The organism is Chloroflexota bacterium (genome assembly GCA_016219275.1).
Taxonomy (GTDB): domain Bacteria; phylum Chloroflexota; class Anaerolineae; order UBA4142; family UBA4142; genus JACRBM01.
On record JACRBM010000086.1, the window covers coordinates 69,146 to 90,226 of the forward strand.

Consider the following 21,081-nt stretch of genomic DNA (forward strand, 5'->3'; position numbering starts at 1 on the left):
AGAGACCTTCCAGGTTTCTAAAAACCTGGAAGGTCTAGTTTCGTCGCGACTACTTCGGCTTGTTCACTCGTTCCAATAGTCGTGTGCGTTTCTTTCGAATTGCTTCTTGGGAGTACCTGTTGATACTTTGTGCGAATTTTCCTGTTAAGGTGTGTTCGACAATCCGTAAGACAGTTCTCAAAGGTCGCGGCAATTTCTGAAACACTATGATTCCGCGCAGATTTATACGTGCCGCAATTGTTGATGTGTGATCTTCACCGAATGTATTGCAACAAATTCTGTACGCGCGTTCGAAGCACTGGCGCGCGACGGGAAGGTCACCGAGGTATTGCGACACCAAGCCGAGATTGTTGACAGCGATGGCAACTTGGGGGTGGTTTGTACCGAACGAAGTCTCCCAGATCGCGAGTGCGCGTTCGCAATGCTGCCGCGCGGCGGGGAGGTCGCCGAGGTCTTTCAGCACCATACCGAGATTGTGTACGACGGTGGCGACGTTGGGATGGTTGGGACCGAAGGTGGCTTCATCAATCGCGAGTGCGCGTTCGAAATGCTGCCGCGCGGCGGGGAGGTCGCCGAGGTCTTTCAGCACCATACCGAGATTGTCGACACGTTTAGCGATGTTGGGATGGTTCGGACCGAAGATAGCTTCATCAATCGCGAGTGCGCGTTCTACGTACTGGCGCGCGGCGGGAAGGTCGCCGAGGTCTTTCAGCACCATACCGAGATTGTTGACAGTGGCGGCGACGTTGGGATGGTTGGGACCGAAGGTGGCTTCATCAATCATGAGGGCGCGTTCCAAGCACTGGCGCGCAGCGGGAAGGTCGCCGAGGTCATAATTCACACCGCCTAGATTGTTGACGACGGTAGCGATGTCGGGATGGTTGGGACCAAAGATGGCTTCATCAATCGCGAGTGCGCGCTCAAAGCGCTGGCGCGCAGCGGGAAGGTCACCGAGGTCTTTCAACACCATGCCGAGATTGTTGACGTCGCGCGCGACATTGGGATGGTTGGGACCGAAGACGGCTACGTCAATCGCGAGTGCGCGTTCAAAGCACTGACGCGCGGCGGGGAGATCGCCGAGGTCTATCAGCGCCGAGCCGAGATTGTTGACAGCGGTGGCGACGTTGGGATGGTTGGGACCGAGGGTGGCTTTGTCAATCGCGAGTGCGCGTTCAAATAATTGTTTGGCTTCCGCTAATTGGGCGCGGGTTCTCAAATAGAGTGCCGCTTGGTTGAACAAACGCCCGGTCGCCTCGGGGGTAGTGTTCAGCCTTGCGGCAAAATCGCTAGCCGCAAGCGCGTGTGTGAGCAAGCGGGCGCAATCTTGCCATGAATCTAGGTCTGTTGAAATGTCGCCGCCCGGAAACGCATCGTCCACGATTCGCACGGCGGTATCGGCAAACATTTTGCGTTCGTCGTCCGTCATCCGTTCGCGTACAATTGCTTGCACCAAACGGTGTACGGCAATTGTCATGTCCGTTTTCTCAACCAACGAATATTTTCGCAGTGCAATCAACGCGTTCGCCAACGCGTATTCGTCGTTCGGTAGGGGCGACGCATGCGTCGCCCCTACAAGAATATCCAATGGAATCTCGTCCGGCGCAAAGAACGCGCACAGGTTCATCAGCGTAAGGGCGGCGGGGGATTCCGCTGCAACCGCGTTGAACGAAATCGTCCACGTTGTCGCTACCGTGTCGGGGTAATCGTGCGGCTTGAATTTCGGATCGCGCAACAGTTCCGCGCGGTGCGTCTCGAAAATTCGCAAATAATCCGCAAACGTCGTCCCGCTCGCCTCGATGTACGCGGCGGCTTGGGTTAATGCCAGCGGCAAACAACCCAGCGCGTCCGCCAGTTTGCCCGCGTCACCCCCACCCCGACCCTCCCCCGTCTGCTTTGCAGACAGGGGAGAGAGACCAGAGCGCTTGATCAAAAACGCAATGGCGTCGTCACGTGGCAATGGTTTGACCGTGAGCGGCGCGGCAAGCGCGCGCCACGCCGAATGCCGCGACGTGATGAGCACGTGTCCGCCACCCGGCGGCAGAAAATCGCGCACGTCCTCCGGCGCGTTCGCGTTATCGAAAATCAACAACCAACGCTGCGTTTGCCGCAAATGTGCGCGCACCGCGTCCATCACGATTCGCTGGTCGCGCTCATCCTTTTCCGGCAAGTTCAAGGGCTGGGCGAGCGCGGCAAAATCCGCGGCGAGCGTCATCGTGGTTTCCGCGCGCAGCCACCACACCAGGTCGTACTCGGGCGCGTGGCGGTACGCGTACTCGATTGCCATTTGCGTTTTGCCGACGCCGCCCAAGCCGTGAATTGCTTGCGTCAGCGCGGCGGTCAGTGTGGCGGCGAGCGCGTTGTGCAGTTGCGCCAGTTCGGTCTCGCGCCCGGTGAAATTTGGATTGCGCGGTTTCACATTCCAAACGGCGGGAAGAACACCGGGGAATTTTGAGGGAACTGAGGGAATCGAAGGAAACTTGGGAGCACTGGCTGGTTTGGCACGTGTGTGTTTGATGCGCGCGAGCAAGGTTGCGCGCGCCGAGTTCTCGTCGAGGTTGACGAGATCAATGTAGACGATGGCGCGGAACAGACCATCGGGTTGAAAATCGCGGACGCGCACCGGGAGCAATTTGCCTTGTTCGCCGGTCGGGTCTTGCGCGAATGCCGCCGCCCATTCCGATTGCGTAAAGCGCGCGGCGAGATAGTTGGGCGAGAGGACGGCAATCGTGCGGGCGCACTCGGTCGCGGCGCGTTGCATTTCCAAAACGAAATTCGATCCCGCGACAAAATCCCACGCTTGAATCGTTGTTGTGTAGCCGACGTGTTCCAACTCCCACGCGATCCACTCTGCCCACGCGCGGTCAGCACTCGTGTAACTGATAAAGAAATCGGTCATCGCGTCTCCGGTCGCGCCAAGGTGACGAGCCAGTACGTTCGAGCAAGTGTATTATAGCGCGATTGCGCACGGAATTCAAAAGGTGTGTTTGGCGTGCGCGGACAACTGGGGTATAATTCGCCCGTCAAAAATGTTATCGCGGTCGGCGTCAGTCGCCGGCAGTCGCTCAAGAGGAACCGATGCCAAAAATTGAAATCTCTGACAAAGTGTATGAACAGATCGCCGCGTTCAAACCGGTGGTGGAATCTATTCTCGAAGTGCAACTCGACTTTGACCAATACATTGAAATGTTGCTAAAGCTCGCGCCGGATTTTGTGTTGAGCGATGTGCTCGGGCACGCGGATCCACCCGCGCTCATTCAAACGATTGAAGAACTGGCGCGCCGCAATCCCAAACCGGTGTACGCGTACCTCGCGGAGGAATTGCACCAGGATCGCCAAATTGTCGAATCGCAAAAGCGCGCCGAGGTTCGACGACGTTTGGGATTCAAAGAACCGGGAGAAGCGGCGTGAAGGCACTGACCGATTATCTGTGGATGCACACGCCGACATCACACGCGTTCGTCAACATCACACCGCAAGTTGAAGAACTCGTGCGCAAGAGTGGTGTGCAAGAGGGCATCGTTTTGGTCAACGCGATGCACATTACCGCGAGCGTGTTCATCAACGACGACGAACGCGGCTTGCAGCGCGATTTCGACCGCTGGCTCGAAACGCTTGCGCCGCACGAACCGATCGCACAGTACGATCACAACAATACCGGCGAGGACAACGCGGACGCGCACTTGAAACGACAGATCATGGGACGCGAAGTCGTCGTTGCGATCACAAGTGGCAAACTCGATTTCGGACCCTGGGAGCAAATTTTCTACGGCGAGTTTGACGGACGGCGGCGTAAGCGTGTGTTGGTGAAAATTATCGGCGAGTGAAAAAACCTTGCGAAGGTTCGCAACCTTCGCAAGGTTTTTTCAATCCTCTGCCGCTTTGCCCTCTTTCGTGCGCGGCTTGCGTCCACGTTTGGCTTTGGGCACTCCCCAGGTCTGCGACACGGGTACGATGAAGAGAATGCCCGTGTGCGATTGCATGAAATCTCCCACGATTTTTTGAGTTGCCTCGACTGCGCGATTCAGCACGGTATTGTCTTCGATCACCGCGAACAAGGTGCGATTGTGGTCCTCGTCGCTCGTAAAAATCGAACGAAGCGATGGCATCAACGGCATATCGTCGCGTTGGACGCGTTCGCGCAGGCGCGCGGTCCCGACACTATCGAACACCGTGATGCCCGGCACCCCGGCTTCTTCCCATGCCTCGACAACCATCGGAAACTTTTCTAGATCATCCAATACCAGAACGAGCAGGTTTGCCATTGCTTGCCTCCGTTTTTGCAAAGACCCCGCGTAGAAATACAGGTGTGACAAGTGTCGTCGCCAACACCATCACCACCATCGTCGAATACACTTGCTGACTAATCAAGTTCTCGTTCAAGCCGATTGCCGCGACGATCAAGCCGACTTCACCGCGCGAGATCATCCCGACTCCCACGCGCAAGGATTCGCGCGTGTTAAATCCAGCGATCCGCGCGCCGAATCCACTCCCGATCACTTTGCCAAGTATCGCGACGATGATGATCACCGCTGCGAAAAACAATCCCTCGATACCGAGCGTGCGCGCATTCGCCTTCAACCCGATGCTGATCAAAAAGATCGGCACGAAGAACGCGTACGTGAGTGTGTGCATGCCGCGTTCGATGGTGTGGCGCACCGATGTCCGCGCAAAGAACACTCCCGCGAGAAACGCGCCGGTGATCGCCGCAATTTCGCCCACGACTTCAGCCGACCACGCGAAGAGCAACGTTACAATCACAACCAACGCCATCACACCTTCACTGATCGGCAGTTCCTCAACCCAATGAGCGAGACGCGGGATCAACAGGATGCCCAAGAGAATCGCGATGCCCAAAAATGCGCCCATGCGTAGAACAACGAGAGCAATGTTACCAGCGCCTGCGTTTGTATCGCCAGTTAGCGCGAGAAAAATCGAAAGCACGAGAATCACCAACACGTCGTCAATCACCGCGGCGCCGAGCAGCGCCAAGCCCTCCTTGGTCTTGAGCATTCCCAGTTCCAGGAGCGTTTGCGCGGAGATGCTCACACTCGTCGCCGTCAGGACGAGACCGATAAACACACTCGTCATGGGCGCGTACCCAAATGGATACGCCACGATCGCGCCAAACACGAGTGGTGTCAGCACACCCATCACACCGGCGATCACCGCGACGCGTCCCGACTGGATCATGCCGTCGAGGTCCACTTCGAGTCCGGCGATGAACATCAAGAAAATGACGCCCAGTTCTCCCAGTTCGAGAATCATCTCTCCGATGTGACCGTTGACAAAGACGGGCGCGTGCAGTAGATCGAGAACGGTGGGTCCCAAGACGAGTCCCATCAGCAGTTCTCCCAACACTGCCGGTTGTCCCAGCCGCGCGCTGAAATACCCCGCCATTTTCGCGGCGGCGATGATGATACTGAGCAACAGTAAAAGTTGAAGTGTTGGGCTCATGATTTATTCTTTCATTTCGCTTTCCAGAACCTGCAGTAATCCCTGAATCGGAATGCCAACCCAATCGGGACGATTGTTCAATTCGTAGGATAATTCGAACAACGCTCTGCTCGCGAGAAATACATCGAGCAGTAATGCCAAGTCGCTTTTGGTTTTGGGCAAGAATCCACCTTGTGCGGCATGCTCCAGATAGGAATTTAGGAACGCGGCGCTCACTGAGCGATACCATACTTGCGCCCACGATTCCAGCGCGCTCACATCGGTTGAACGGAACCGTTCGCCGCGCAGCGCGAACACACTCGCATAATGGAACGAACGCAACATCCCTGCCACATCGCGCAGAGGCGAGCGCTTAATCCGTCGCTCGCTGATTGGGCGCGATGGCTCGCCTTCGAAATCAATCACGACAAAATCCTTGCCGGTGTACATCAGTTGTTCCAGGTTGTAATCGCCGTGACAGCGAATGCGCGCTGCTTTGATCTTGCGCTCGAACACGGTACGGAAACGCTTCTGCAGTTCGGATTCGAGCGCGAGCAATCGTTGCGCGCGCGTTTTCTCCGGTTCCGGCAGATTCTTAAGACGCTGCCGGACTAGTCCGAAAACCAGGTGTGCGTCGCTCCGCATCGTTTGATAGATCGAACGTTGATAGTGCGCCGTGAATGGCTCCGGCGCAAACGCTTCATTATCCGAATCCGAAGCAAGCGCGACGTGCAATTCCGCGGTCCGTTTGCCCAACAGCCGCGCCGATTCGAGATAGTGTCCGATCAGTTCGCTCGCGATGGCGGAGAGTGGTTCTTCGCTCATCAGCCGAGCCGATTGGCGCGCTTCGGCGAGCACGTGGGCGGGCTTGGGTTGGATCAACGCGCGCTCGAAATAATCGTTCAGCGCGTCGAGCGTGTATTGCCACGCGTCGCCCTGGTTGGGGATAAACTCTTGCAACACTGCCAGTGACATGTGCGTGGCATCGCGATATTGATACTCGAGCGCGCCGACGACACTCGGAATGTTGGCGAATGACTTTTCAGTTAGGAATCGGCTAATTTCCAAATCGGGATTGATGCCTTCATCGAGACGCCGATACATTTTGAAAATAAACTGGTTGCCAAACGCGATGGACGTGCTGCTGTGGTCCGACCTGAGGAGGTTCGGTTCGCCAAGTGTCTGCGCACGCTGGCGCAACCGAAACGCGCGCGTGGTGGTCGCAGTGATTTCACCCGCCCAGCCCTTCAAGCGCCGCCGCTGGGCGATGGAGTTGAAGAGCGCCATCGCAAAATCCGGATCTCCGATCGCATCATACAGCACGCCCGCGTTGCCATCCACCTGAACTCGTGCGACGATGGCTTGGGGATGTTCCTGCTGCAAACGCGCCGCGGTTTCATTTTGGGCGATTGTCAACGGGAGAACATATCGTTCCGCGTCGCCTTCGGTGTAGCCGATTTGTACGACGACGATGTGTGTGTGCGCCGCGGTGTGCGGGACCGGAATTGCTTCGACGATTTCGGTCGTCTTGATCGCGCGCGACTTGAACCATCGCTGCGCGCGCAAATAGTTTGCCAATCCAGATTCCAAGTCGGCTTTGGCGCGTTCGCGAAAAACATTTTCCCAGGTTCCCGATACGACCAGCGGCGCGGCGCGCAGCACTACGTCGGCGCGTTGGGTGGAGACCTCTACTTGTTGTGGCGCAAGCGCAAACCAGTAGAACGAGTGCGGTCCCAGTGTGATAAAGTACGGCGCTTCTCCTAGCGGAGGAAATTGAGTTTGTCCAAAAAGTTCGATCGGGATCATACCCCTGAACGCCGCTAGGTCAAGTTCGACACCCTGGACAAATCGCGAAAGATTCGCGACGACTAGGATGCGTTCATCTTCATAACGGCGGATGAACGCCAAGACTTTGTGATTGTCGGGATGCAGAAATTCGATCGTACCGCGCCCGAACGCCTGGTAGCGTTTCCGCATCGCGATGAGCCGCTTCATCCACCACAAAAGCGAGTGCGGATTGTTCTGCTGGGCTTCGACGTTGATTGCCTCGTAATGGTATTCGGGATCAATGATGATGGGTAGGAAGAGTTGCTGTGGATTCGCGCGTGAAAAACCAGCGTTGCGATCCGCGCTCCACTGCATCGGCGTCCGCACGCCATTGCGGTCGCCGAGATAAATGTTGTCGCCCATGCCGATTTCATCGCCATAGTAAATGACCGGCGAACCTGGCATCGAAAAGAGCAAGCCATTCATCAGCTCGATGCGGCGGCGATGATTGCCCAACAGCGGCGCGAGGCGGCGACGAATGCCGAGATTGATGCGCGCCTGCCGGTCGTGCGCGTAGACGCGATACATATAATCGCGTTCTTCGTCCGTCACCATTTCCAGGGTCAGCTCGTCGTGATTGCGGAGAAAGACCGCCCATTGGCACGTTTCTGGAATCGCCGGGGTTTGGTCGAGAATCTCGACAATGGGGAAACGATCTTCCATGCGAATGCTCATGAACAGACGCGGCATTAGCGGAAAGTGAAACGCCATGTGCGATTCGTCACCGACGCCAAAATACGCAATGGCATCCTCGGGCCATTGATTCGCTTCGGCTAACAACATCCGATTCTTGAACTGGGCTTGAATGTGCTGTCGCAATTCTTTGAGAAACGCGTGCGTCTCTGGCAGGTTTTCGCAATTCGTACCTTCGCGCTCGAACAGGTACGGCACGGCATCGAGGCGCAAGCCGTCCACGCCCATGCGAAACCATGCGTCTACAATCTCGAGCATCGCGCGCCGGACGGCAGAATTTTCATAGTTGAGATCGGGTTGGTGCGCGTAAAAGCGATGCCAATAGTATGCCTTGCCAAGCGAATCCCAGGTCCAGTTGGAGGTTTCAAAATCCTTAAAGATGATCCGCGCGTCGCGGTACTTTTCCGGTGTGTCGCTCCAGACGTAGAAATCGCGCCAGGGATCGTCGTTTGCCACACGGCGCGATTTTTGAAACCAGGCGTGTTGGTCCGATGTGTGATTCAACACGAGTTCGGTGATGACGCGCAAACCGCGCGCGTGCGCTTGGCGTAAAAATACGTTAAGATCGTTCAGCGTTCCGTACGCGGGATGCACGTTGTTATAGTCGGCGATATCGTAGCCATCATCGCGCAAGGGCGAAGGATAAAATGGCAAGAGCCAAATCGCGGTCACGCCCAGGTCTTTTAAATAGTCGAGTTTTGCCGTCAACCCCGGAAAGTCGCCGACGCCATCGCCGGTGCTATCGTGAAACGCGCGGACGTGAACTTCGTAGATGATCGCGTCTTTATACCACAGCGGATTATCGTCAAACGGGTCGCCGCGATTAGTTCGTCGCATTCTGATTTGCCTCACAAGTTAAAATCGGAATCATGTGCCGTCGCCCAGCTTACTACCGAATGATTATTCGCGTAGACAGTTCGCTATGATCGCCAACCGGTTTTTGAGTCGCATCAAATACCGGCAAGCGTGTGTTGTTCGTCGTGTCGTACATCCCGATGATAATCGTGTACTCGCCGGGCGGCGCGTCGCTTTGCAATGTGATATCGTACACATCCACGAGGTACTCGCCCTTGACCCAGCTTGTTGTCGGATACGCGCCCGCGCCGGGGATCTGATCACGTTGCGCGCGTAGAGCGCCGCTTGAGTCGAGCAATTGAGCGAACGCGGTGTACGACGTGGATGGCGAGCTGAGCGCCTGCCAGTATAACACGACGCGCACCGCGCGTTCATTCTGCGAAATATCGTACCCGACCAGTTGCGCGACCTCGCCGATGCGCGCCGAGAATTTTTGCGATGGTGATGGCGCGCCAAAATAGTGTGGACGATTCTTAACCGCGATTTTTCCAACTTCAACCCAGCGTCGCGCGTCGCCTTCTGCGATAGTGACCGTCACGCGATACGCGCCATCGGGCGTGTCGCCGCGCAGCGTGAACGATTGCGGGTCGCGCACGAGTTCACCGATTTGCCAGCGCGTCGCCGGATAAATGCCGCGCGCCGGCGCGGCTTGCGTGCTCGCATACACATTCCCACGTTCGTCCTCAATTTGAATCGCGACATTGAAATCTTGCGCGATGGCGCGCGGCGCTTGCCAAAATAGCGCGAGTGATGTTGGATCGCCCGGACGAATCGGTTTTTCCGGCAACGTCGAGCCGACTAGCCGCGCGCCGTTTGCAAAATCGGCATTAACGCGCTGTGGAATCGCGGCGAGGTTGGATTGTGCGGGTGCAGTCACTTGAATCGCGCCGAGCGCCAAGTGATCGGGTCGAAGCACGCTCCCGTCGCGTGCGCGATACAAACGGAGTTGCAACGCGTACGTTCCCGGTGGTGTGCCTGTATCAACGGAAAATCCGATGCGGTGTGTGCCTTGGGTCACATCGCGATCATCTTGCATCCACGTATTGCCGTTCGGATCCACCAAGCGCAAACTCGCGCGTAAATCGGTTGACGTGATGTTGCCCCAAACCAAATCTACGCGCACCATGTCTTGTCCCGCGGCGACGGGATCGGTCGAGACACCGCGATCAATCAAATGCACATTGTCTTCAAATGCAATCGAATTACCAACCATCATGGGTGGTTCAGCGCGCGCGAAAAGTTCAAGCCGCGTCGTGCCGAACCATTCATCTACGACCAAGTATGTCCGTGGACGCAGGTTCGCGTCGAGCGCATCCTCGACGAGGCGACCCAGTGTTTGCAATGCCGGTACCCATACGCGCGGATTCTTCGTCAACAGCGCGTCGAGATCGCTTTGCATCTGCGCGGGATTCTCGATCCACGCGTCGTTCGGCGTCTCGACGATGTTGAGCGGTGCGCCGCGCGGAGCATAGTACGTTTCGAGATAACCGATTTGCCACGGATAAATCGCGAGGAACGTATCGCCCGGCTGTGCGTGGGTTTGCAGTTGCGCGATGAGCGGACGGTAATCATCCTGCGCGTAACGCGGCACAGTGTAAAAATCGTAGAGCGACGCGAGCGAGGCAATTACGGTCAGCGCCAGCGCAAGCGCGCCAACCCAGGCGCGGCGTTCCCACAACGCGCGCACGCCCAAGGCGATGAGTAAACAAAACGCGGGAACGACGATGAGCAGTAATCGTTCGGAACGAATCGGATGAAATGGAAAAATTAGGTTGACAAAAAAAACACACAGAACCGGGACGACCAGATACGCGAGCGCAATCCACGTGTACAAATCCCACGCCCACGCGATTTCGGCGGAGTAGACCCTCGGGGTTTCCAGAACCTCATCGGTCTGATCGTGGATTTCTTCGGTTGAAACCGTCGAGGTTTCTAATATCTCGGAGGTCTCGGCGTCTGTTTCGATCACGTGCGCGTGGCGAATCGCATCCACGATGCCCAAGATGCCGAACGCGATAAAAATTGCGCTCGCCGCGTCGAGCCATTTCAGTTGCGACAAATGTCCGACCGAAAACGCGGTCAGGTGATTCATTGCAAAGGCGAGTGGCGTGAGTGGGGCGTATGCCTCGTGGGTGACTTTGCCGCTGACGTAGGTGTATAGTTTTTCGCCGGCGAACCAGACCCAGGGAGCATAGAGCAGGGCAATGGCAATCCATGCACCGAACCAATGAGGAATCGAGCGGCGAGTGACGCGTGGCGAGCGGCGAACGAACAAGACAAGAATGACGAGAACCTGAAGCGCGAGAATGAACGCGGCGTAGTATTGTGTGTACAGTGCGGCGGCGGTCGCGAGCGCATATCCCATCGCGAACAGACCAGTCCTGGGTCTGCCTGTCGGCATATGGAGCAGTCGCACAAACAGATACATGGAAGCGAGACCGAACAGTGTAACCATGCCATACATTCGCACTTCTTGCGAATAGTAAACGTGCAGAGGCGACAACGCGAGAATCAACGCGGCACCGTTCGCGACGAGATCGTCGTCGAACAGTTCGCGCGCGAGCGCGTAGAGGAGCGGAATCGCGGCGACGCCAATCGCGACGGACATCAAGCGTACGGCGATATCGCTTTTGCCAGCCAACGCGATCCATCCTTGCAAGAACGCATAGTAGAGCGGAGGATGGATGTCAATCGCGGTGCGTTCGAGCATCGTAACGAAATCGCGTGTGGCGAAAAAAAGACTATAGCCCTCATCCCACCACAGCGGTTGGAAATCCAAACGCGCGATGCGAACGAGGAAGGCAAGGAGGAGGATGAAACCCAGGGTGAGTGATTGGCGCATATCATCAAAAAGAAAGCCGAGCGGTGTGCTCGGCTCTTGACGTTATTTGGTCCAGTCAAGGTACCAACGTCCACCGTTCCCGTCCACGTCAATGCGAATGTCCGTCGAGATGGGAGTCAGATCAGTCGCGCTGCGTGTCAGTCGCAAGATCAAGGGACCGCTTGAGCGCCCGGCAGAAATGTCGAGTTGATAGTTGAACAAATTTTTTTCTTCCCGGCAATTGACGCCCCATTCCAAATTCATTTGATCGCGGGGCCACGAATCTTTTTGCGCGACAACTTTGCCGTCCTTGTCGAGCACGACGACGTGAATGCCACCCACATAATCCGTTCCGTCATGGATGCGCCCCTTGACCTCGTACACGCTAGGACCCGCATCGCAGCGTCCTTGCGCGCTCATATCTTGACGTTGCTTCCACGCAAAGGTCGGCGCGGGCGGCGGCGCGGTGACCGGTTTCGCCGTTGGTGGCTTTACAACGGGCGCGGTCGTCCCGCGACGCGTTGGCGTCGCCGACGCGGCAGATGTCGCCGTCGGCTCGGGTGTTGGTGTATCTTCGGGTGTCGGAGTAAAAGAAGGACGCGGTGTAAAGGTCGGGCGCGGTGTTCGCGTGGGCGTCGGCGTGGATTGATCGAGCAACGCAACGAACGAACTTGTATCACATGCCAGTACGGTCAACGCGGCGAGTACCAGAACTAATAGAACGCGAACGCGATTCAACACAGACTCCTTTCTCGACAAGCGCGTGCATTATACTTGCGTCTTTTTATCTTGGCAAGTAAAGCGGGTGTAGCATTGTCACTGATAGGGCGATTGAAACACCTAGCACTGTACCAAACGCAGTGCGGTGCAAGTGTCGCTTTTGTGAGGCGTTCCGCCGAGCGTCCATCCCTCATTGCATTCGGGACAATTGCCTACGTGGTCGCATTTTCGCCCGCGCACTCTAGCCCTGTAGCGAAGCGGAGTGGGGGCGGGCGACCAGCCGTAGTCTCGCGCGGGGCAATTTCAATTGCCACGTCATCGGTTGTCATGCTACACTCTCCAAATGAAAGACCCGAAGGGTTTGTTAAACCCTTCGGGTCTTGACCGCGTTTAACTCAACTTGATTCCATCGTTGCTACAGAATTTTGCGCCCGCCGGATTTTCCGTGCCACAGGTTGGACACTTGATTGTCGCGGGACCGAATTTCGTTCCGCAGTTGTTGCAGAATTTCGAGCCGACCGGATTCGCGGTGCCGCAACTGGGACACGCGATCGTCGAAGCGACCGGATGCGCGTTTTGCGTTTGTTGCATCGCCTGCGACATCATCCCGGCGAGACCCGCGCCCAGCCCTGCGCCCGCGCCCAGACCGACGCCCAGTTGCATACCTGCCGCCCCGGCGCCATTCGGGTTATTCGCCGCATCGCCCATCGCGCGCGCGGCTTTGAATTTCAAGTACTTGTCCATATCGCCGAGCGCGCCCATCGCCGCGCGTTCGTCAATCGCTTTCGCGGTGTCTTCGGTTGGCGTGATCGCGTTGACGTACATCGCTTTGAGCGTCAAGCCGATTCGGCTAAAGTCGTCGGTGAGTGCGGCTTTGGTCATCGCGCCAATTTCGCTGTAGAGACTGGGTAGATCGAGCACCGATTTCTTTTGCTCGCCGAGCGTATCGGTGAGTTTCGCGATGATCATGCCGCGCAAAAAATCGTCGAGCGATGCGGTTGTGTAAATGCCTTGCTGACCGACGATGCCGTTGACGAACAGCGACACATCCTTCACCTGAAACGCGAACATGCCGAACGAGCGCAAGCGCACCATTCCCAGGTCGGAATCGCGGAATGCGATCGGTTCGGGCGTGCCCCATTTTTGATTGAGGAATTCTTTCATGTTCACGAACACGACTTCGGCAGGGAAGGGCGATTTGCCGCTCGTCGCGAGACCGATGAGACTCGCGAGAATCGGAATGTTCATCGTCGTGATCGTGTGCCGCCCCGGTCCGAACACGTCGAGCGACTTGCCGTCGCGAAAGAACACGGCATTCTGGCTTTCACGCACAATGACTTGCGAGCCAAGTCGAAAATCACCAGGACCGCCCTCGGGTTCGCGGTGAACGATTTCATTCCCTGCATTGTCGAGAAACTCGACAACATCAATGATGCGTGCCATTGGAATTCTCCTTAGTGGCGATTTCCCATTTCTCTCATTTCCCTCATATCCCTTATTTCCCTTTGGGATGGAACTGAAGGAAATGAAGGAACTGACGGAAAGCTGGAAACGGAGGAAACTTATTTGCCCATTTTTTGTTTCAGCGCGGCGAGGCGTTTTTCGATTTCGTCGTTCGCGCCGAGTTGATCGAATTCATCGTCCATCGAAGACTTGGCTAACTCCTCGGATGCCGCGGCGCGCGCTTCTTGCTCTTGGATGCGGCGTTCCATGCGCGCGAGGTCGGACGAATAGTCCACGGCGGAAAGTTTGGCGGATGCGCTCTTGATTTGCTGTTCGGCGCGGACGCGTTTCGCGCGCGCGATCAGCGTATCCTTTTTGCTACGCGCGTCCTGATACTTGGCGTCGAGCGCGTCGAGGTCCGCTTTTAATTTTTGCACGGCGGTCTTTTGCGCCTCCAGTTGTTTGCCGTACACTTGCTCTTGTTCTTCATAATCGGCTTGGCGGCGCAACGCCTCGCGGGCAAGGTCTTCGCGACCTTTCGACAAAGCGAGTTCGGCTTTTTGTTCCCACTCGTCGGCGTTCTTTTTCGCCGCGTTGAGATCGTTCTGAAGCATTTTCTCTTGCGCGATTTGCTCGGCGACTTGCGCCTTGCCTTTATCGAGTGCATCTTCCATGTCGCGCATAATTTGGTTCAACAATTTTTCCGGATCTTCGGCGCTATTGAGCAAGTCGTTGATGTTCGCGCGCAAAATCTGTGTGGTGCGTTCCAGAATTCCCATCGTACCCCCTTTGGAATTTTTGATTTTATCGAAATGATTCGGCAGAATCCAGGTTTCTTCGAGAGACCTGGATTCTATCTACGATACACTTGGATTTCGGTTGCATCAATCGCGCGTCCCAGCATCACGCGCGTCTCGGCGCCATAGTCTTCAGCCCACAAGACACTGCCGAGTTCGCCGGTGTAGCGCGCATAGTTGACGCTCCCGCGTTTGCTTCCGCTCGCGCCCACGACGTTCGCGTTCGCGGTACCGCTCTCGACGCGCGTGAAGGATTGCTTATCGTACTCGAGCGAATCGGGCGGCGGTGTTGGCACGCGCAACGCGATTTCGTCGCACCACCCAATCGCATCGTTCGGTCCAACGCGCAACCAGTTTTTGCGCGCGCCGTCCGCGAGCAGAAACGCGAAGAAGGTTGCGCCGCGCGCCGTAAACGTAATCTTGCCGGCAACGAGATAATCGGTACCTTCAAACGTCACCGCGTCGTTGAGTTTGAGATTCGCGAGCGCCGTGATTTCGCGCGAAGGTGTTTTCTTCGCGTCCAGCGCATCGAGCGGCGAAACACGTGCAAGCGCCGGCATGGCGATGGACGGTTTTTTGCCTTGCGCGACAAATTCATCGCGCTGATCGAACTCGGCGTTGAGCGCGTCGAGCGTGTCGGAGCACGCGTCAATCGCGTCTTGGAGGTCGGTTTTCTGCTTGAGCGCATTCGCGAGTTGATCGAGTTTCGTCGCGAGTGCGTTCACGCCGTCCGACAAGTCGGCGTCGAACTTGGTGAGCTGATCGAGGTCGCCGTCGCCGATCTGCGCGCTGTCGAACCACCCGGCATAGCCGCGCGGCGCGGTCTGAAATTGCGCGATCAAGCGCAACAGTTTCTGGTCGAGTTGTTCGATTTGAACAACATAGTCCATCCCCGCGCGTTGTTGTGCGCGCGCGAGGCGCGTGCGTTGCGCGTCGTACTTGGCGGCGAGTTGTCGGCGCAGGTGCCGATCCACATCGCGCCGGCGTTCCTTCGCCGCGTAGCCGACGTACTCGGGAATCTGCAATGCGATTTCGAGAATCCGTTGTTGAAGTACATCCATGTCAATCGTCCGATGGGTTAGTTTTTCAATGCGTGTTGAACGACCTTGCCGGTTCCGATGATACACCGTATCGAAAAAGTATGCAACCGGTCGGTGAACTCCCTCTCTAACCCTCCCCCGCTATCGCAGGGGAGGGCTGGGGTGGGGGTGTCACCTTTCAACTTTGCGGCAAGAACAATTCGACGCCGCAGTACGGACACTTGACGAGTCCCTTGCCAACCGCCTCGCGTTCGCCGCCGCAGTTCGGACACTTGGTCGTTTGTACTTTCGCGAGGTCTTGAGAATAAAACACGCCCTCTTGCCAATTGGCGTATCCGCTGAACAATCCTTGATTCACGAGTTCGTAAATCATGTTCTTGACTTGATCGCGCGTCATTTTCATTTCGATGGCGGCGTTCGCGATCGGAACCTTGCCGGCGGTTTGAATCATCCCCAGCAAGCGTTCCTTCTTTTTCACGTCTTCCATCTCTTTGGCTTCTTGCCCGCCCTTGAAAAACATGAACACGCCCGCGCCGCTCAGGATGATCAGGGGCATAATGCCGAACAATGCAAAACCCAGCACCGCGCCGGCGTTGCCCAGCCCTTCACCGCGCGTGCCGACGAACATGAATAGCGACACAACTCCGCAGATCAACACGCCTGCCACGATCAAGACGATGCCAACAATGCGCCCCATAGTTTCTCCATTTGTGATTTCAGATTTGCGATTTACGATTTGCCATTCGCCATTCGCTATTATCCAAATCCCGACGAGCCGCCGCCACCGCCGCCGCCGCCACCGCCACCGCCGCCGCTCCAACCGCCACCGCCACTGCCGGAACTTTTGGGTGCGCTGGTGAGAACGGATGACGTCGTGTTGAGCATCGTGAACAAACCGGCGCTCATCGCGTTCAAACCACGGAACGCGCCGCCCGCCGCGGAATCGAGCGAGGGTGTTGAGCCGCCGCTACTCTTCCCGCCGCCGGAACTGCCGCCGCCCGAAGCCACCTCGCGCGCGTACGGGCGATGATGCAGAGGCGGGTACGTGTCGTACCACACCGGCACGGGCGTTTCAATCGCCGCGAATTTGTTGACCCAGGATTGCTCCAAGCCAAACGCAATCGCGTACGGCAAGTATTTGTCGAACAACTCTTTCGATTCTTCGAGCTTGGTGAACTTTTCGATGTTTTCGAGATAGCGTTTGAACGCGACCCACTTGGCGGATTCCGCCGCGCCTTTCGGAGTGCGGCGCGGCATGAACGGACTGAGCACGATCAAGCCAAGTGCGCCGGCGGCGAGCGCCGCGCCGGGACACCACGCCAGGTCCGCATAATCGGAAAGCAGAGCGCCCAAACCAAAAGTGATGATGCCGAACAGGATCAACAATCCAACGCCGAGACCCGCGTACTTGGCGCGCACCGAATTTGGATTGCCGGCAAAGAATCCCAGTTTGGTGCTTTCTTCGTAAATCTGGGATTGCAAATCCGGAATCGCGGTATAAAATTTTTCTTTCAGGTCGGAAAGATCGCGCTGCCCACCGCCGCTAAACATGCGCTTGATCAACGTTGCTTCGTACTTGCGGACGTTGTTCCAATTGCCTTCCAACGCGAAAGTAAAATCGCGATTCGTGCCGATGCCGAGAAACCCAGGTTCTTGTTTCTCGGTCATTTTGATGACGCCGCGCCGCGCCAAGTCCACAATCGTCGCGACGATTTCTTTCATCTCGGCGCGTTCGTCCACGAGCGTCCCGGCGAGCGCGGGCGGTAAATCGCTTGGCAACGCGTTGCCCGCCGCCGCCGTAATCGCGGGCGCGTCACGACCTTTGGTGTACCACAGCACGTACAGCAGCACCGGACCGATGAACAAAAATATCACGCCGACGAAAAGGAAGAACAGGTTGAAAATGGATTTCATCTGCTCGCGCTGTTCGCGTGCCGCCGCTTCGCGGTCGGCTTGCGCTTGCCAGGGTTGCGCGGTTGCGGTCACGGTGCCGTGTGGAAACTGGACGCGCACTTCAAGTTCTTCACCATTACCCAGGTTTGAACTCGTAAAGACGACAGTCTGTCCATCGCGCACGGCGGCGTCGCCGCTCCCCGTCGTTATCGCGACTTTGAGTTGATCGGTGGGATACGACGCGGGCAGGTGCACGGTGGTCGTCGTCCTCTCGATCATGTACGCACGGTCACTTTCGATGACCTTCCACCAAAATTGATCGCCGCCATCGTAAATGCGTAGCGCGCCGTGAAGTACATAGCGAACCGTAAATGTGCGCGTTTGATTTGTGGTTGGTGGAAAAAACCACCGCACGAATTGTTGATTGTTCTCGCGATACACGCGGAACGTGTTCGCCGATTCGCTCCCGTTCGCTTGGTACTCGCGCCCGCCTTCGGCGACGCTAAATCCATCAATCGAATTGACGTTCTTGAGTTCGACGCCGCGAAATGCGAATGTAAAACCCGGCGTGCCGGAAAAACTGACTTGCCAGGTTTCGACAAATTGCGCGTCGCCGTTTTTAAGGATCGTAACATCCATATCGCGGCGCTGAACTGTCACACTGCGATTTTGCGCGTGGACGGGCGACGCGAACGATAATCCGACGAGCGCAAAAACTACGAGCATTAAGAATCGAAATGTGTGTGTGTGCTTCATTGTGCTTCTCCCAGCGGAATCACCCACCATTATAAGCGCGCGGTGAGTGAATGCAAGTAGGATATTTACATCTATTGCGCGTCTTGCCACATTCCGCGTAACGCGTCCAGGTTTTCGACGACGAGGTCAGGCGTGACACTCGCGCCGACAAGCGCGTCGCGCGTGACGACGCCGGTCAAAACCAGGATGCCTTTCAGCCCGGCGAGTTGCGCGCCTTGAATGTCTGTGTCGAGCCGGTCGCCGAGCATCGCCGCCGCGTCGCGCGGCGCGCCGATTTTCTCTAGCGCGATATCGAACATGGCGCGCTCGGGTTTGCCGATGATCGTCGGCGCAACGTCGGTCGCGGTTTGAATCGCGGCGATGAGCGAACCCGCACCCGGCACCAGTCCGTCTTCGGTTGGAAACGTCTTGTCCGCGTTCGTGCCGACGAATTTCGCGCCACGGCGAATTTCGAGTGAGGCGCGTTTTAGTTTTTCGTACGTCAATTGCCAATCAATCCCCACGACGACGACATCCGCCTCGCGTTCGACGAGTTGAAAGCCGGCGCGCGTCAATTCGTCCGCGATGCCTTGTCCGCCGACGAGGTACACGCGCGCGCCGCGCGGCGCGAGGCGCGGCAAATAACGCGCCGTCGCTTCCGCCGAGGTGAGAACCTGGTTGTCGTCAATCCTCACGTTCATCCGCGCGAGGCGTTCCACGATTTCGGACGCGGGTCGCGCCGAGTTGTTCGTCGCGATGATGAACGCGATGTCGCGCGCGCGAAGAAAATCGAAAAACGCTGGCACGCCCGGCAAATTTTGTTTGCCGTGCCACAAAACTCCATCCGCGTCAATCACGAGCGCGCGGACTGTCGCGAGTGACCAAGCGTTCATCGGTAGTAGATCCCCACGATTAGATTCTGGATGAGCGCCTGCACGACCTGCAACAGAATCAGCGCGACGATAGGCGTAATGTCCATCATACCGATAGATGGAATCACGCGGCGCAACGGCGCGAGGATCGGTTCGGTGATCGAATCGAGCAATTGCACGATCGGGTGGTAGCGGTCAATCGGAAGCCACGAGACGAGCGCGCGACCGATGATCGCAAAGGTGAGCAAGGTGAAAAGCAAATCAATCGCTCTCAGTAAAATTTCCATCAGTTTCTTTCTCCAAAGATGGCGCGCCCGATGCGGAGAATCGTCGCGCCTTCTAAAATTGCGGATTCAAAATCATCCGTCATTCCCATCGAAAGATGTTGCCACGGCTGGGTCGGAAATCGCGCGCGCAGTTCGTCGCGCAGTTCGCGCAACGCGCGAAAGTATGGTCGCGCCGCGTCCGGGCTGGCGACGATAGGTGCGACGGTCATCAAGCCCTGCGTGTCGAGGTGGTCGAGCGCGATGATCTCGCGCACCGCATCGTTAAACGATTCGCGCGGCGATGGCGCAAAACCGTACTTGGTTGATTCGCCGGAGATATTCACTTCGAGCAGAATCGGAATTCGTTTGCCGATCTCTGCCGCGCGCGCGTTCAATTTTTGCGCGAGCGAAACGCTGTCAATCGAGTGAACGAAATCGAACAAGGCGACGGCGTCTTTGACTTTGCGGCTTTGCAAATGTCCGATCAAATGCCAGGTGATGTTAGATAGTTGCGCGATAGCGGTTGGATGGTTGGATAATTGGCGGGTCACCGATGGAATTTTTTCGGATGCTTCTTCGACGCGATTTTCGCCAAAGTGGGCAATGCCAAGCGCGTGCGCGGCGAGAATGGCGTCGGCGGGAAACGTCTTGCTGACCGCGACGAGCGTAATCTCGCGCGGATCGCGGTTCGCGTGTGACGCCGCGTTCGCGATGCGTGTGTGAATTGCTTGCAAGTTTTTTTCGAGGTCAGCCATAGGAAAAATCGCGGTTGAATTACGAACACCTGCCCTGGCGGGCGGTGCCAGGGTTACGAATTGCGATGACCGCGCTAAAGCGTCCGGTTTTTCCGCGCTCCGCGCGCCACGAAAAAAAATCGTCGGTGCGATGCGCGGTGCAAAGGTTGGCGATTTCGATTTGTTCGACGCCGAGCGCGCGCAACTGTTGGGCGTTCGCTTGCCACAGATCGAGATGCACGCCATTGCCGTTTTGTTGAACGAACAGCTCGTCCGCGTCGTCGAACGCGTCGCGCACGCGTACGATCACTTCGTCGCCGACGCGATAGCAACACGGACCAATGGACGGTGCGATGCCGGCGATGAGATCGCGCGGGCGCGTGCCGAACGCATCGCCCATCGCTTGCACGGCGCGCGTCGCGATTTTGAGAACGGTGCCGCGCCAACCTGCGTGCGCGACGCCAATCGCGCGATGCGTAGGATCGTACAACAAAATCGGTACGCAATCGGCAAAGCGCAACATCAGCGGCAGGTTCGGTGTATCCGTCAGCAACGCGTCCACATTCTTGATGCGCGTCCCGCGATGGCGCGCATCCACGCGCGCGATTTGATCGGCTTGGGCTTGGCTTGCATCCACGGTCGCCGCCGCGTCGAGCGCGAGCGCGGCGTGCCAGCGCGCGAGATTCGTCGTGACGTTTGCCGCCCCGTCGCCTACCATGCGGCTGAGGTTGAGCGTGTCGAAAGGAGCGGGGCTAACGCCGCCGTGCCGCGTCGAAATCGCGTGAACGAGCGCGCCGGAATCGCGGAAGGAATCAAAGGTATAGTACACCACGTGGCTGTGCGTATGACGTTGCATCGGAGCGGATTATACCACAACGACCGCGCGACGCAATTAACCCGTTGTCACGGTTTCTAGATTGCGTTATAATCCTGGAAGGCATAGCAGGAGGGA

Annotated in this window: 17 protein-coding genes; 2 read left to right on the forward strand and 15 right to left on the reverse strand. The window is 57.1% G+C overall.

All coding sequences use genetic code 11. The features are described 5' to 3' along the window. Positions 1-49: 49 nt before the first annotated feature. Positions 50-2,896 (reverse strand): toll/interleukin-1 receptor domain-containing protein, encoded by a 2,847-nt coding sequence (locus HY868_23170; protein MBI5305052.1) that lies wholly within the window; start codon positions 2,894-2,896, stop codon positions 50-52. A 179-nt stretch (positions 2,897-3,075) separates the two neighbouring features. Between HY868_23170 and HY868_23175 the strand changes: the two genes are divergently transcribed. Both HY868_23175 and HY868_23180 read left to right on the forward strand, forming a co-directional pair. Beyond that, on the forward strand, positions 3,076-3,408 hold the full coding sequence (locus tag HY868_23175; protein MBI5305053.1) for a hypothetical protein: 333 nt from the start codon (positions 3,076-3,078) through the stop codon (positions 3,406-3,408). A 23-nt stretch (positions 3,409-3,431) separates the two neighbouring features. Continuing rightward, positions 3,432-3,824 (forward strand): YjbQ family protein, encoded by a 393-nt coding sequence (locus HY868_23180; GenBank protein MBI5305054.1) that lies wholly within the window; start codon positions 3,432-3,434, stop codon positions 3,822-3,824. Between the two features lie 39 nt (positions 3,825-3,863). Here the strand turns inward: HY868_23180 and HY868_23185 are convergent, their stop codons facing one another. From HY868_23185 to pgeF, 14 genes are all read right to left on the reverse strand, one after another. Beyond that, the gene (locus tag HY868_23185) at positions 3,864-4,262 is read right to left on the reverse strand and encodes a hypothetical protein (GenBank protein ID MBI5305055.1); all 399 of its coding nucleotides are present in this window, start codon (positions 4,260-4,262) and stop codon (positions 3,864-3,866) included. After that, positions 4,231-5,454, reverse strand: coding sequence for a cation:proton antiporter (locus tag HY868_23190; protein ID MBI5305056.1), 1,224 nt, complete (start codon positions 5,452-5,454; stop codon positions 4,231-4,233). The genes HY868_23185 and HY868_23190 overlap by 32 nt, the downstream gene beginning before the upstream one ends. 3 nt (positions 5,455-5,457) lie before the next feature. Continuing rightward, positions 5,458-8,790 carry a maltose alpha-D-glucosyltransferase gene (gene treS / locus HY868_23195; protein ID MBI5305057.1) on the reverse strand — a complete coding sequence of 1,111 codons (3,333 nt, stop codon included), beginning with the start codon at positions 8,788-8,790 and terminating at the stop codon, positions 5,458-5,460. A gap of 52 nt (positions 8,791-8,842) precedes the next feature. After that, entirely contained in the window at positions 8,843-11,650 is a 2,808-nt protein-coding gene (locus HY868_23200) for a glycosyltransferase family 39 protein (GenBank protein ID MBI5305058.1), read from the reverse strand. Between the two features lie 42 nt (positions 11,651-11,692). Continuing rightward, positions 11,693-12,367 carry a hypothetical protein gene (locus tag HY868_23205; protein MBI5305059.1) on the reverse strand — a complete coding sequence of 225 codons (675 nt, stop codon included), beginning with the start codon at positions 12,365-12,367 and terminating at the stop codon, positions 11,693-11,695. Between the two features lie 372 nt (positions 12,368-12,739). Next, positions 12,740-13,792, reverse strand: coding sequence for an SPFH domain-containing protein (locus HY868_23210; GenBank protein MBI5305060.1), 1,053 nt, complete (start codon positions 13,790-13,792; stop codon positions 12,740-12,742). Between the two features lie 119 nt (positions 13,793-13,911). Further along, entirely contained in the window at positions 13,912-14,571 is a 660-nt protein-coding gene (locus tag HY868_23215) for a PspA/IM30 family protein (protein ID MBI5305061.1), read from the reverse strand. 74 nt (positions 14,572-14,645) lie between these two features. Continuing rightward, on the reverse strand, positions 14,646-15,650 hold the full coding sequence (locus tag HY868_23220; protein ID MBI5305062.1) for a DUF4178 domain-containing protein: 1,005 nt from the start codon (positions 15,648-15,650) through the stop codon (positions 14,646-14,648). A 157-nt stretch (positions 15,651-15,807) separates the two neighbouring features. Further along, positions 15,808-16,326, reverse strand: coding sequence for a hypothetical protein (locus HY868_23225; GenBank protein ID MBI5305063.1), 519 nt, complete (start codon positions 16,324-16,326; stop codon positions 15,808-15,810). A 59-nt stretch (positions 16,327-16,385) separates the two neighbouring features. After that, the gene (locus tag HY868_23230; protein MBI5305064.1) at positions 16,386-18,278 is read right to left on the reverse strand and encodes a DUF2207 domain-containing protein; all 1,893 of its coding nucleotides are present in this window, start codon (positions 18,276-18,278) and stop codon (positions 16,386-16,388) included. 71 nt (positions 18,279-18,349) lie between these two features. After that, positions 18,350-19,150, reverse strand: coding sequence for an HAD-IIA family hydrolase (locus tag HY868_23235; protein ID MBI5305065.1), 801 nt, complete (start codon positions 19,148-19,150; stop codon positions 18,350-18,352). Further along, on the reverse strand, positions 19,147-19,416 hold the full coding sequence (locus HY868_23240) for a YggT family protein (protein ID MBI5305066.1): 270 nt from the start codon (positions 19,414-19,416) through the stop codon (positions 19,147-19,149). The genes HY868_23235 and HY868_23240 overlap by 4 nt, the downstream gene beginning before the upstream one ends. Continuing rightward, positions 19,416-20,150 carry a YggS family pyridoxal phosphate-dependent enzyme gene (locus tag HY868_23245; GenBank protein MBI5305067.1) on the reverse strand — a complete coding sequence of 245 codons (735 nt, stop codon included), beginning with the start codon at positions 20,148-20,150 and terminating at the stop codon, positions 19,416-19,418. Before HY868_23245 ends, HY868_23240 begins: the two co-directional genes overlap by 1 nt. Before the next feature lie 19 nt (positions 20,151-20,169). Then, positions 20,170-20,985 (reverse strand): peptidoglycan editing factor PgeF, encoded by an 816-nt coding sequence (pgeF, locus tag HY868_23250; protein ID MBI5305068.1) that lies wholly within the window; start codon positions 20,983-20,985, stop codon positions 20,170-20,172. Between the last annotated feature and the right edge of the window lie 96 nt (positions 20,986-21,081).

Coding starts and splice junctions, on each gene's coding strand:
- HY868_23235 (MBI5305065.1), bottom strand. CDS start 19,150: ATGAACGCTTGGTCACTCGCGACAGTCCGCGCGCTCGTGATTGACGCG.
- HY868_23210 (MBI5305060.1), bottom strand. CDS start 13,792: ATGGCACGCATCATTGATGTTGTCGAGTTTCTCGACAATGCAGGGAAT.
- HY868_23225 (MBI5305063.1), bottom strand. CDS start 16,326: ATGGGGCGCATTGTTGGCATCGTCTTGATCGTGGCAGGCGTGTTGATC.
- HY868_23240 (MBI5305066.1), bottom strand. CDS start 19,416: ATGGAAATTTTACTGAGAGCGATTGATTTGCTTTTCACCTTGCTCACC.
- HY868_23200 (MBI5305058.1), bottom strand. CDS start 11,650: ATGCGCCAATCACTCACCCTGGGTTTCATCCTCCTCCTTGCCTTCCTC.
- HY868_23245 (MBI5305067.1), bottom strand. CDS start 20,150: ATGGCTGACCTCGAAAAAAACTTGCAAGCAATTCACACACGCATCGCG.
- HY868_23220 (MBI5305062.1), bottom strand. CDS start 15,650: ATGGATGTACTTCAACAACGGATTCTCGAAATCGCATTGCAGATTCCC.
- HY868_23180 (MBI5305054.1), top strand. CDS start 3,432: ATGCACACGCCGACATCACACGCGTTCGTCAACATCACACCGCAAGTT.
- pgeF (MBI5305068.1), bottom strand. CDS start 20,985: ATGCAACGTCATACGCACAGCCACGTGGTGTACTATACCTTTGATTCC.
- HY868_23185 (MBI5305055.1), bottom strand. CDS start 4,262: ATGGCAAACCTGCTCGTTCTGGTATTGGATGATCTAGAAAAGTTTCCG.
- HY868_23230 (MBI5305064.1), bottom strand. CDS start 18,278: ATGAAGCACACACACACATTTCGATTCTTAATGCTCGTAGTTTTTGCG.
- HY868_23175 (MBI5305053.1), top strand. CDS start 3,076: ATGCCAAAAATTGAAATCTCTGACAAAGTGTATGAACAGATCGCCGCG.
- HY868_23190 (MBI5305056.1), bottom strand. CDS start 5,454: ATGAGCCCAACACTTCAACTTTTACTGTTGCTCAGTATCATCATCGCC.
- HY868_23215 (MBI5305061.1), bottom strand. CDS start 14,571: ATGGGAATTCTGGAACGCACCACACAGATTTTGCGCGCGAACATCAAC.
- HY868_23170 (MBI5305052.1), bottom strand. CDS start 2,896: ATGACCGATTTCTTTATCAGTTACACGAGTGCTGACCGCGCGTGGGCA.
- treS (MBI5305057.1), bottom strand. CDS start 8,790: ATGCGACGAACTAATCGCGGCGACCCGTTTGACGATAATCCGCTGTGG.